General features: G+C 61.8%; 11 protein-coding genes. 7 read left to right on the forward strand and 4 right to left on the reverse strand.

Going from position 1 to position 12,139, the window contains the following annotated elements; genetic code table 11:
• Positions 1-95: 95 nt before the first annotated feature.
• Positions 96-923: a 2,3,4,5-tetrahydropyridine-2,6-dicarboxylate N-succinyltransferase gene (gene dapD / locus GC1_RS20445; RefSeq protein ID WP_019295179.1), complete on the forward strand. Its 828-nt coding sequence runs from the start codon at positions 96-98 to the stop codon at positions 921-923.
• 203 nt (positions 924-1,126) lie between these two features.
• Positions 1,127-2,494, forward strand: a complete 1,368-nt coding sequence (locus GC1_RS20450) for a formimidoylglutamate deiminase (protein WP_019295180.1) — start codon at positions 1,127-1,129, stop codon at positions 2,492-2,494.
• Here GC1_RS20450 and GC1_RS20455 read toward each other — a convergent pair.
• A complete protein-coding gene (locus tag GC1_RS20455; protein ID WP_237754652.1) occupies positions 2,491-3,108 on the reverse strand; it encodes a HutD/Ves family protein in 618 nt (205 codons plus the stop codon). The two genes, GC1_RS20450 and GC1_RS20455, sit on opposite strands and share 4 nt — an antisense overlap.
• A 63-nt stretch (positions 3,109-3,171) precedes the next feature.
• Between GC1_RS20455 and GC1_RS20460 the strand changes: the two genes are divergently transcribed.
• On the forward strand, positions 3,172-3,519 hold the full coding sequence (locus GC1_RS20460; protein WP_029204715.1) for a hypothetical protein: 348 nt from the start codon (positions 3,172-3,174) through the stop codon (positions 3,517-3,519).
• A 2-nt stretch (positions 3,520-3,521) separates the two neighbouring features.
• Here GC1_RS20460 and GC1_RS20465 read toward each other — a convergent pair whose 3' ends face one another.
• The 3 genes from GC1_RS20465 to GC1_RS20475 form a co-directional block, all read right to left on the reverse strand.
• Positions 3,522-4,541, reverse strand: coding sequence for a transporter substrate-binding domain-containing protein (locus tag GC1_RS20465; RefSeq protein WP_036761810.1), 1,020 nt, complete (start codon positions 4,539-4,541; stop codon positions 3,522-3,524).
• A 143-nt stretch (positions 4,542-4,684) separates the two neighbouring features.
• Positions 4,685-5,410, reverse strand: coding sequence for a Hint domain-containing protein (locus GC1_RS20470; protein WP_162183426.1), 726 nt, complete (start codon positions 5,408-5,410; stop codon positions 4,685-4,687).
• 353 nt (positions 5,411-5,763) lie between these two features.
• Positions 5,764-7,359: a Hint domain-containing protein gene (locus GC1_RS20475; protein ID WP_019295185.1), complete on the reverse strand. Its 1,596-nt coding sequence runs from the start codon at positions 7,357-7,359 to the stop codon at positions 5,764-5,766.
• A gap of 310 nt (positions 7,360-7,669) precedes the next feature.
• Here GC1_RS20475 and dapE point away from each other — a divergent pair, with 310 nt between their 5' ends.
• The 4 genes from dapE to rnr are packed head-to-tail and all read left to right on the forward strand — an operon-like array spanning position 7,670 to position 12,131.
• Positions 7,670-8,815 carry a succinyl-diaminopimelate desuccinylase gene (dapE, locus tag GC1_RS20480; RefSeq protein ID WP_019295186.1) on the forward strand — a complete coding sequence of 382 codons (1,146 nt, stop codon included), beginning with the start codon at positions 7,670-7,672 and terminating at the stop codon, positions 8,813-8,815.
• On the forward strand, positions 8,812-9,237 hold the full coding sequence (locus tag GC1_RS20485) for a GNAT family N-acetyltransferase (RefSeq protein WP_019295187.1): 426 nt from the start codon (positions 8,812-8,814) through the stop codon (positions 9,235-9,237). Before dapE ends, GC1_RS20485 begins: the two co-directional genes overlap by 4 nt.
• Complete coding sequence (locus GC1_RS20490; protein WP_019295188.1) at positions 9,234-9,806, forward strand: TIGR04282 family arsenosugar biosynthesis glycosyltransferase; 573 nt, start codon at positions 9,234-9,236, stop codon at positions 9,804-9,806. The genes GC1_RS20485 and GC1_RS20490 overlap by 4 nt, the downstream gene beginning before the upstream one ends.
• A gap of 51 nt (positions 9,807-9,857) precedes the next feature.
• Positions 9,858-12,131, forward strand: coding sequence for a ribonuclease R (gene rnr / locus GC1_RS20495; RefSeq protein WP_019295189.1), 2,274 nt, complete (start codon positions 9,858-9,860; stop codon positions 12,129-12,131).
• Positions 12,132-12,139 lie beyond the last annotated feature (8 nt).

Here is a 12,139-nt window from a genome sequence, read left to right on the forward strand (position 1 = left end):
CGTCAGGGGCGGCAATTTGGACGCAATCCGGACATGACCTGCGGGCAGTTTGCCGGTATGAAGCTCCGAATCTAACCGATGCCGGAGGAACATCCATGTCCAACGCCCAGCTGGAAGCAGCAATCGAAGCCGCCTGGGAGGCGCGCGACACCATCACCCCCGCCACCACCGGCGAACAGCGAGAAGCGATCGAAGACACCCTGAACGCGCTTGACTCAGGCAGGCTGCGGGTGGCCGAGAAACTGGACAGCGGCGACTGGCATGTGAACCAGTGGGCCAAGAAGGCCGTGCTGCTGGGCTTCCGCATCAAGGACATGGAAATCCACGAAGGCGGCCCGCAGGCCGGCGGCTGGTGGGACAAGGTCGACAGCAAGTTCAACGGCTGGGGCGAGGCCGACTGGAAATCCGCAGGCTTCCGCGCGGTGCCGAACTGCGTGGTCCGCAAATCCGCCTATATCGCGCCGGGCGCGGTGCTGATGCCCTCCTTCGTGAACCTTGGCGCCTATGTCGACGAAGGCACCATGGTCGACACCTGGGCCACCGTCGGCTCCTGCGCCCAGATCGGCAAGAACGTGCACCTGTCGGGCGGCGTCGGCATCGGCGGTGTGCTGGAGCCGATGCAGGCCGGCCCCACAATCATTGAAGACAACTGCTTCATCGGCGCCCGTTCCGAGGTGGTCGAAGGCTGCATCGTGCGCGAAGGCTCTGTCCTGGGCATGGGTGTCTTCATCGGCAAGTCGACCAAGATCGTCGACCGCGAAACCGGCGAAGTGATGTACGGCGAAGTGCCGCCCTACTCGGTTGTTGTCGCAGGCTCGATGCCGTCCAAGAACAACATCAGCCTTTACTGCGCGGTGATCGTGAAGCGCGTGGATGAGAAGACCCGTTCCAAGACCGGCATCAACGAGCTGCTGCGCGACTGATCCACGCCGCGCAGTCTAAGACCAGAAACGCGCCCCGGCCGGGCGCGTTTTTTTCGTTTATGCAGAAGCGCCTGCTTCTTTCTGGTCCCAAATACTCCGGGGTGAGGCCGCCAGGCCGAGGGGCAGCGCCCCTTCTGCTCAAAACTCTTGCAGTGCAATAAACGTGGCGCTAATGGTATTATATCTACACATAAGAGAGTCAGATGCAGACCATTTTCGCCCAGCGCGCCCGCCTGCCCCAGGGATGGGCTGAGAACCTCCGGCTGACAGTTGATAACGGCCGGATTGCCTCAGTGGAAACCGGTGCCGGGCCGCAACCCGGGGACGCGCGGGCGGATGTGCTGCTGCCATCTCTGGGCAACCTGCACTCGCACAGCTTCCAGCGCGCGATGGCGGGCATGACGGAGTACCGCGCGGCCGGCAAGGACAGCTTCTGGACTTGGCGCGAGCTGATGTACCGCTTCATGGACTGCATCACGCCTGAGCAGTACGAGGCTATTGCAGCGCTGGTGTTCATGGAAATGCTGGAGGCCGGCTACGCATCTGTCGGCGAGTTCCATTACGTTCACCACCAGCCGGGCGGCGCGCATTTTGCCTCGATGACAGAGCTGAGCGAGCGGGTGTTTGCGGCGGCCAGCCAGACAGGCATCGGCCTGACGCACCTGCCGGTGCTTTACACCTATGGCGGTGCCGGCAAGCAGGAGCTGAGCGGCGGTCAGCAGAGGTTTGGCAACTCCGTGGCGGACTTTTCTGATCTCGTCAGCCGCGCCCGCGGGATTGCAGCGCGCGATCTGCCCGCGGATACCTGTGTCGGCATTGCGCCGCATTCGCTGCGTGCCACCTGCCCCGAGGATCTGGCGGAGGTGCTGCGGATCCAGGACCGGCTGCCGGTGCATATCCATATCGCAGAGCAGCCCAAGGAAGTGGCGGATATCAGCGATTGGCTGGGTGCGCGTCCCGTTGAATGGCTGCTGGAAAACGCGCCCGTGGATGGCAAATGGTGCCTGATCCACGCCACCCACATGACCAGCACCGAAACTATCGCCATGGCGCGGTCCGGTGCCGTTGCAGGTCTCTGTCCGATCACAGAGGCGAACCTGGGCGACGGGCCGTTCAACGGGGTGGAATACCTGGCGCATAACGGGGCATTTGGGGTTGGTTCAGACTCTAACGTGCGGATATCGCTGCCAGAGGAACTGCGAACGCTGGAATATTCCCAGCGGCTGAGGGACCTGGCGCGCAATGTGCTGGTGCCGGGCGAAGGCTCGGTGGGCGAGACTTTGTACTTGGGTGCAGCCAAGGGCGGCGCGCAGGCTTTGGGACGCGATGCCGGGCGGATCGAGGAAGGCGCGCTGGCAGATCTGGTGGCGATAGACAGCACAGTGCCCGCCCTCTGCGCGCTGAAGCCGGAGCAGTTGCTGGACGGTCTGTGTTTTGCCGCGGGCGATGACACCGTAACAGACGTCTGGAGCGCAGGCCGCCACGTAGTGCAGCAGGGCCGCCACATTGCCCGCGACACTGTGGTTGCGGGATATCAGACAGCCATCAAAGAGCTGCTGAATAGTCTCTAAACCGGCGAAAACTGCACATGGATAACCGCGCCGCCATCGGAAACCTCTCCGGTGGCGGCACCTTTTGCTGTAACACCCTCGCTTGGGAGAAAACATCCCTGGCCGTGCATCTCCAGACTGCCGGAAACCACAAAGAAGGCTTGGATGCCCTCACAGTCACGCAACGTACCTCCACTTAGAATTTCCGCCTTTGCCGTGACACGGTTCGGATCATAAATCACATTGAGCGCCTTGCAGACGCCATCGCGCAGCCGGCAATCCAAAGCCAGGCCGCCGTCAAAGAACACCGGCGTCAGCGGCCGGGCTTCCAGCCGGATGTTTCTATCCGACAGGGTGTGGCCGGCGCCTTCGACGATGCAATGAATGCGGGCGTATCCTGAAAAGGCTGAAAACGGGCCGCTTCGCTCAATTTCTGCCAGGCTGAGACGCCAGACAATTTGGCCGTTTTCTTTGTGCACGGCCAGTTCGCGGGTTATGCCGCCGCCGTTCTTCCAGGGCACCGGCTGGGCAGTCAGGGCGGAAAAACGCATCGGGTATCCTCGGGGGCCATTATTAATAAGCTTAGACATAGAGCCCGGCTGCAAACCGCCGCAAGCCTTCAGTTGATTGCGCATCACCCCGGTACAGGTGTGTCAAATGGATTGACCATCCCCCTGCCCCGGCGCTATGGCGGCGGCATGGAAAAGAAGAAACCCTCCCGCCAGCAAGTCTATACCCTGCTTGTCCAGATCGGACGCAAGGAGGGAGACGGCCTGCCCGACGGCGCCACCGGCGCTGCGCTGATGATCTATGCATCCGGTATTGATGAAGCCGAGGCGGTGCGGGAAACAGTGGCGATCCTAAAGCAAGCCGATACTGCACCGCTGGACGTGACCGGATACGGCACCCTGGAAGAGCGCGAGGCCGAAGGCCATGAAATCGGCGATGAGGAACGCGATCTGATGCAGCGGGCCCTGGAGGAAAACGCGGTGATTGTCGCTCAGATGACCCCGTTCTTTGACGGCGAAGAGCCTGTTTTTCACTAACTTCAGTTCTGGCTGCCGAACCATTTGCGGTAGAGGGCGTCATAGCTGCCGTCCTCCTGCATCGTCAAAAGCGCCTGGTTGACCTCTTCCACCAGCGGCGAGCCGGCCGGGAACACTAGCCCGTAGTTTTCCCGCAGGAACGGCTGGCCGATGGTGTGGCCGTATTGATGGCCGCCTTGCTGCACGTAGAAATTCAGTACCGGCGCATCAAAGACTATGGCCTTGATCTCCCCCGCTTCAAAGGCAGCCAGCATCTCCTCCAATCCGGAGAAGGCAGCATAGTCGATCTCGCGCCGGTCCAGGAAACCGGCGGCTGTGGAGCCGCCGATGGTGCCGACGGATCTGCCATAGAGGTCATTCACCGAGTTCACTGAGCCGGTGATTGCCTCCACTGTCATAACCGCTGTGATCTTGGCGACGAAGATTGAGACGATGAACAGCGAAGATACCACCAGCACCACGCCGAACATCCGGCCAATGGGTGTGCGCGGCACCCGTTCCTCGAAGCCGCCATTCACCACAAGGTTCAGCGCCCACCAGAAAGAGGGGAACCATGCCTCTTTCAGAGGGCGGTCGAAATAGGGCTGTGCGCGGCGTTCGAACGTCCACATCATCATGCCGCCGCCAAACAGCAGCAGAAAGGCGATCCCGATCGCCGCTGCCAGGTCCCAGGACATGATCGCCCGCAGCAGCGATGGCTCGCGGACGTCATCAGCCTGCACCATGATCTGCAAACCGCTTTCAAAAATCGGGTGGCTGAAATCCATTTCGATCTCCCGCGAGGCGGTGATCGAGATATTGGCGGCTGCCAGATCGGCCTCTCCGCTCCGCACGCCTTCCAGCATGTCCGAAAAGCTGTCAGCGCGGCTGACGCGGTAGTCCAAATCCAGCCGCTCTGCCAAGATTTTGAACAATTCCAGTGAGAAGCCGGTGTCGCGCCCCTCTTCCACCATTGAAAAGGGCGGCCGGGTGACGGTATTGACCGTCAGCACCTGCGCGGAAAGCAATTGCCCCCATAGCATGAACAGGACGGCTGGGATCAGGCGGAGATACGGCACGGAAACGCTCGGATTGGCCTCTGAAAGGGTTTCAACGTCCTTAGGCGGATCGCGGTTTTCACGCAAGCATCAAGGATGCAGAGGCAGAAATTGCGTCAAAGACTGTGTCAGGCCGTCCGCCTGTCAGCCAGAACCGCAGCGTCAAAGGCACGCAGAACCGGGAATTTCGGCTGCCGGTGTTCCGGAAGAGCAGCGGCACCGTGCGGCGCCACAAGACTGGCCGCCAGGCGCTGCGGGTCGCGGCGCAAGCGGCCCAGGTACAGGCTTTCAGTCATCGACCCGGCGGCAATCAGCGGTTCATGGTCCGGCAGGACCGCCTGGCAATAGGTTATCAGAGGCGCGCCAGCCTGGCCCGGCTGCGCGGTGCCGGTGCCCAGCAGATTGCCGGCTGGCACCAGAACCGCGGGCTTGCCAAACAGGTATTCGACCTCTGAGCCGGTCAATACCAGCCGTTGAAACGGCGCGACCTGAATGTCTTGCAGCAATCCAAAGTACGGTGCTCTGAGACGCACTGGAGCGAAGGTGCCCAGCGCAGGCACCTGGCGCTCCACCACCTGCAGCACGGGTACTGCCGCACCGCCGCTGGTCAGCACCAAGTCCCCCCGATTCAGGCAGCCCAGTGCGCGGTAGCCTTGCGGTACGGCAATTGGCGTGGCTGGCAGCAGCCCGGGGGCTGGACCAGCTGGCTCAACCTTGGCGGACAGGGCCAAGTATTCCACTGAAGTCCCCCTGTATCCCAGCGGCCCCGCCAGCGCCTGCAGATCACGCAACCGCCAAGGTTTTGGATCCGCCAGCGCGGCAATCTGCATCTGCCCGCCATCCGGCTGTTCCAATGTCAGCTGCCCTGTTCTTGCAGGGGCATCCCAGGCGTAGCTCAGCCGCAACCGTCCGGCGCGTCCAGAACTGGTCGGATTCAGTGTCTGATGCAGAACGGCCCCGCACTGCTCCAGAACGAAACTCAGACCGCCGCCCGGAACCGCCTGAATTGCCAGCCGCAGAGGCCAGTCTCCGCCCTGGGAATAAAGGAGCAATGGCTCAGGACGGGTGATTTCCGGCAAGTGGCATTCAAGCATGATTGTGCCGCACACAAGCAAACTGTCTCCGTCGGCTGTCCCGCCAGAGCGCAGCGCCTGCGTATTGCACCAATCGAGCCCGCTGCCAGAGGCCGAAAACCAGGACACCTTCCTCAGGCCGCCTGCGTTGCGGCCAGAAGCTGGCCCTCATAAGACTTAAGCGCAGGCCGGGCAGCAGCGCTGTAGCCCGCGCCGGTTTCCGGGTCCAATTCGGGAAACAGCGCGCAAATCTCCTCAGCCACCGCCTGTTCGAAAAGATTAACGATCTGCGGTCCCGGCAGGAAACTTTCCGTCTCCAATCCTTCCGAGTAGATCACTTGGTGGCTATCGAACATAAGGTGCACATAGGTGACCTCACCGCCCGGACAGCAGGTAACGCTGCGGCCGTTCACCAGATCCTTGGCCGCTACCAGAACCTCTTCTTCACCGAAGAACAGCTCAGCATGGGCCCCGCGCACAAGCACCCGGTGCTGCGGCGAGACCAGCAGCGCGCCATGCCGCCCAAAGGTATCCGCAGCAATACGAATTGGCGCAAAATCCCCTTCAGCTGCAACCGAGCGGCCACCGGTCCAGCTTAGCGGCTGGGCCCCCTCGTCGCGGGTTTCAACCAGGTCACCTGGCATCAGATCCTCAACCGGCACTTCTCCGAGCGGAGTGCGGATAAGAGTTCCGGCCACAAAACAGGGGATTGAGCTTGCGTTGACAAAGCCGGTGTCGCTGATGGTGCCGTTGCTGACTGTATAAGTGAAATTGAAATGCTCGGTATCACCGTCACCCGCCAGGGTGATTGTGCCATCTTCGTTCAGCGTCACCTGCTGGCCTGAGGGCAGCGTGACTACGGACCCTGCGGTGACTGCAACCCCGTTGATGTGTGTCACGGTCAGAGTGCTGCCGTCAGCTCCATCCGTGCCGCCGTCCCATATGTTGATATCGTTTTCCAGAATATCGATGGTCTTGCTGCCATCCGGCGTTACAAACACTTTGTCTGTAATGGCAATCAGATTGGTCTGTCCCGACTTGCCTGCAATCAGGAGATTGCTGTCATAGCTGCTGTCGCCAACGTCGGCTATGCCGATCCGGATGTTGTTCACCTGATCCGGGTTCACCCGCATCGTCAGGGTCATGGTGACCGTCAGGCCGTCCATCTCCGTGTTGAAATCATCGCTGGTGTTGTCGAGATATAGGTTCTCATTAATTGAGGCACTTACATTTGCCGGGTTCGCGGCACCGCCTGCAATTTCCAATTGGGCCGGTTCGCCATTCACCCAAACCGCAACCATGTCCTGGTAAACGGAGTTCTGAAATTCGGGAAACTCCTCAGAAGAGAATACAAACTGCAGCGTCATCACCTGCGAATCCGGAATAAAGCTCACATCCAGATAGGAGGCGTCATAGGTTCTGGTGCCGGCGATTTCATTGAAATCGGCTTGGTTGCTTGGCCCCCAGGTGTTGGTGGATTGGTTGGTGTCCTGATTGGCTTGGCCGCGCGAATTGGTGAACTGATCGGCGCGCCCCGTCGACAGTATTACGCCTGTGTCACTGGGTGTCGCACCGGGTGCCAGCGCATCGCCGTTGGAATAAATCGCTGAAGAACGGCTGTCACCGGTATAGCTGGCATCTAGAACGGTAATCCCGTCACCAAAGATGGTGTCTGCCATCTCCAATGCGGATGCATTGGTATCGTAATTAAGCTCTCGTGCCCTGACCATTGCGCCGCCTGCTCCCGCCATCCGGACAAGCGTCCCGCGCAGACAGCTGCCACTGCCGCGTCGCCAGCGGACCCGCCGCCAGTCAGTTCTGCGCGCCCCGCTGTTACGGTGGTGCTGCTCTCGGGATACCCTGCCTCGGGTTAATTATGATTAACAAATCATTAACATGATTCCCGGATACTGGGCAGGCTCTCCTTTGCAGGGCCGTGAAACCGCTGCTTTTGCGCCACATTTACGGGCCTCCCTGCGAATTGCACAGCGCTCCGTTCCGCGCTAGGCCTGTGGCAACCGGAACCTGAGGAGCCCGCCAATGCCGCAAACCGATCCCGCCCGCCTGACTGCCGACCTGATCCGCTGCCCGTCGGTCACGCCTGAGGAAGGCGGCGCATTGGTGCTGCTGGAAAAACTGCTGAGCGAGGCCGGATTCACCTGCACCCGCACCGACCGTGGCGAGGTCAGCAACCTGTTTGCCCGCTGGGGCGCCAAGGGCCATGCCAGGACCTTTGGCTTCAACGGGCATACCGATGTGGTGCCGTTGGGGGACGAGGCCGCCTGGACCATGCCGCCGTTCGGGGCAGAGGAAAAGGACGGGTTCATGTACGGGCGCGGCGCGACCGACATGAAATCCGGGGTTGCGGCCTTTGCGGCGGCGGCCGTGGACTTTGTGCGGGACACACCGCCAGACGGGTCCATCATCCTGACCATCACCGGCGACGAGGAAGGCCCTGCCGTGGACGGCACCACTGCGCTGCTGGATTACATGGACCGCGAAGGTGAACAGATGTCGGTCTGCCTTGTGGGCGAACCGACCTGCCCCAATGAGATGGGCGAGATGATCAAGATCGGCCGCCGCGGGTCGATGACGGCCTGGTTCACGGTGACCGGTGTGCAGGGCCATTCGGCCTACCCACACCGGGCCAACAATCCGCTGAACGCAATGGCGCGGCTGATGGACCGGCTGGCGAGCCATGAGCTTGATCAAGGCACTGAACACTTTGACGCCTCCACCCTGGCTATTGTCACTATCGACACCGGAAATACCGCGACCAACGTGATCCCGGCTCAGGCCACTTCAGCCGTGAATATCCGTTTCAACGACGCCCACACAGGTGCCGGCCTAACGGACTGGCTCCAAAGCGAGGCGGACAAGGCAGCAGCGGAGTTCGGCGTTGATATCGGGATGAAGGTGAAGATCTCAGGTGAGAGCTTCATAACCCCGCCGGGCGCGCTCTCGGATCTGGTTTCAAAAGCGGTCGAGGCGGAGACCGGCCGCAAGCCGGAACTGTCGACCACTGGCGGCACCTCGGATGCGCGGTTCGTCAAGAGCCACTGCCCGGTGGTGGAGTTCGGGCTGGTTGGCAAGACCATGCACCAGGTGGATGAGCGCGTGGAGGTCGCACAGATCAACCAGCTGAAAGCCATCTATACCCGCATCCTGCAGGACTATTTCGCATGAGTCTGAGCATTTCAGTCACCGAGGATCTAGAGACATGCTTTGCCTTGCGCCACCAAGTGTTCGTGGAAGAGCAAGGGGTGCCGGTGGAGGAGGAGCAGGACGCGCTGGACGGCTCTGCCACCCATCTTCTGGCGCTGCAGGACGGTGTCCCGGTTGGGACGGCGCGGATTGTGTTCAATGGGAACACCGCCAAGATCGGCCGGGTTTGCGTGCTGTCCTCGACCCGCGGCACCGGGCTTGGCGCCAAATTGATTGAGGCTGCAGTGGATGCCGCCCGGGCGCGTCCCGGGGTAACCAAGGCCAAACTTGGTGCGCAGATCCATGCGCTCGGGTTCTATGAGAAGCTTGGCTTCACCGCCTTTGGCCCAGTCTATGACGATGCCGGTATCGATCACCGGGACATGGTGCGTGATTTCACGTGAAACGCACCCTGATCATCATGATCAAGGAACCGCGCCCCGGACGGGTCAAGACACGTCTGGGCCGCGATATCGGCGTGCTTCCTGCCACCTGGTGGTTCCGTCATCAGTCCGCCCGGCTGATCCGGTCCCTGCGGGATCCGCGCTGGCAGATTGTGCTGGCGGTAGCGCCGGACCTGGCAGTGCGCTCCAAGGTCTGGCCTGCTGATTTGCCGCGCTGGCCGCAAGGGCAAGGCGATCTGGGCGCACGCATGAAGAGGATGCTTAAATCCGCGACAGGCCCTGTCTGCCTGATCGGTGCCGACATTCCCGGCATCACCCGCAACCATATCTCTCGTGCTTTCTCGGCCCTCGGCAATCACGACGCAGTCTTCGGCCCGGCAGCGGATGGGGGTTACTGGCTAGCGGGCGCTAAACATCCGTCCCGCCTGCCGCAAGACATGTTCGAGGATGTTCGCTGGTCCAGTGAACATGCGCTAGCCGACACGCTAAACACTCTGCCCGGCTGGCGCATCGCGCTGACCGATACCCTGCAGGATGTTGACACCGCCACGGATCTGCCACGGCGCTGACGCTTCGCTTTTCACCATGACGCCGCCCCCGCGCCATGCTAGGCGGGAGGTATGAGCCGCATTCCCTCCAAGGCCGAAATCCTCGACTGGATCTCCGCCAACCCGACCCATACCTCCAAGCGCGACATTGCCAAGGCCTTTGGCATCAAGGGCGCCGACCGCATCGACCTCAAGCGCATCCTGAAGGAGCTGGAGGCCGAAGGGCATTTGCAGAAGCGCAAGAAGACCTACCGCGACCCGGACCAGTTGCCGCCAGTAACGGTCCTGCAGGTAAAGGCGCCGAATGAGGATGGCGACCTGTACGGACGTCCATTGGAATGGCACGGCGAGGGTGTGGAGCCCATTATTCTGATCCTGACCAAACCGTCGGACCCGGCACTGGGCGAGGGCGATAAGATCCTGGCCAAGCTGCAGATGGTCCCGGATCAGGACCACAATTACGAGGCGCGGCTGATCCGCCGGATCGGCACCAACCCCAAGCGGGTTCTGGGCATCTTCCGCAAAGGCTCCGAGGGCGGGCGGATTGTTCCAATCGACAAGGCCGCGTCGAATGAGTGGATGGTGGCGCCGGACGCGGTCAATGGCGCCAAGGACGGCGAACTGGTCGAGGCTGAGCAGGCAGGCCCCAAGGGCCGCATGGGCCTGCCGCGCGCGCGTATCGTGGAACGGCTGGGCGACCCGACCGCCCCCAAGGCAGTGTCGCTCATCGCCATTCACCAGCATGGCATTCCCGACCATTTCCCCGATCCGGTGATGGCAGAGGCTGATGCCGCAAAACCCGCGGGCCTGAAGGGCCGCAAGGATCTGCGGGAACTGCCGCTGGTCACCATCGACCCGGCGGATGCGCGCGATCATGACGACGCGTGTTATGCCCACGCCGATGACGATCCCAAAAACCCGGGCGGCCATGTGATCTGGGTGGCGATTGCCGATGTGGCCGCCTATGTGCGCCCCGGCTCGGCGCTGGACCGCGAGGCGAAGAAGCGCGGCAATTCCAGCTATTTCCCCGACCGCGTGGTGCCGATGCTGCCGGACCGGTTGTCGGGCGACCTGTGCAGTTTGCACGAAGGCGTGCCGCGCGCCTGTATCGCGGTGCGGATGCAGGTGGACGCCGAGGGCAACAAGATTGCCCACACATTCGTGCGCGGGCTGATGCAGTCTGTAGCCTCACTCAATTACGCCGAAGTGCAGGAGGCGCAGGACGGCAATGCGAACGACAAGACAGCACCCCTGCTCGATGATGTTATCCAGCCGCTGTTTGCCGCATATAAGGCTCTAACAAAGGCCCGGGCTGAGCGCGAGCCGCTGGATCTGGACCTGCCGGAACGCAAGATCGTGCTGGATGAGGATGGCAACGTGACCTCGGTTGCCTTCCGCGACCGGCTGGATGCGCACAAGCTGATCGAGGAATTCATGATCCTCGCCAATGTGGCCGCAGCTGAAACGCTGATCAAGAAACGCTCGCCCTTGCTGTTCCGGGTGCACGAGGAGCCGGCACAGGAGAAACTGGAAAGTTTGCGCGAGACCGCGCAGGCGGCGGGCCTCAGCCTGGCCAAAGGGCAGGTGCTGCAGACCCGGCATTTGAATGCGCTTTTGAACCAGGCGGCAGGAACGGACGATGCGGAACTGATCAATATCTCCACCCTGAGATCGATGCAGCAGGCCTATTACAACCCGGAGAACTTCGGGCACTTTGGCCTAGCGCTTAGGAACTACGCGCATTTCACCTCGCCGATCCGCCGTTATGCCGACCTGATCGTGCACCGCTCGCTGGTCTCCTCGCACGGCTGGGGCGACGACGGGCTGGATGAGACCCAGATCGAGCGGCTGGAAGATACTGCAACCCATATCTCGGATACCGAGCGGCGCTCAATGATTGCGGAGCGGGACACCACGGACCGTTATTTGGCCTCTTACCTCAGCGAGCGTGTGGGCAACGAGTTCGAAGGCCGGATCAGCGGCATTGCCCGATTTGGTGCCTTTGTGAAGCTGGACGAGACCGGCGCTGACGGTCTGGTGCCGGTGCGCTCCATCGGACGGGAGTTCTTCCACTTTGACGCCCAGTCCGGCACGCTGACAGGGGCGGACACCGGCATGACCCTGACTATCGGCCAGCGCGTGACGGTGCGGCTGACTCAGGCGGCACCTGTCACTGGCGGGCTGGAGCTGGAACTGCTGGCGCTGGAAGAGGTCCCGATACCCGCAGGCGGAGGCCAGCGCGGCCGCCGCAGCCCGGCAGGCCGCACGGTGAAGCGCAAGGCGGCCAAGTCCAAACACAAGGCTGCCAAGGTGAAACGCAAAGTGGAACGCAAGCGGCGCAAATGAAGTCTGCC

Origin of the sequence: Leisingera sp. ANG1 (genome assembly GCF_000203975.2) — a bacterium.
Classification (GTDB): domain Bacteria; phylum Pseudomonadota; class Alphaproteobacteria; order Rhodobacterales; family Rhodobacteraceae; genus Leisingera.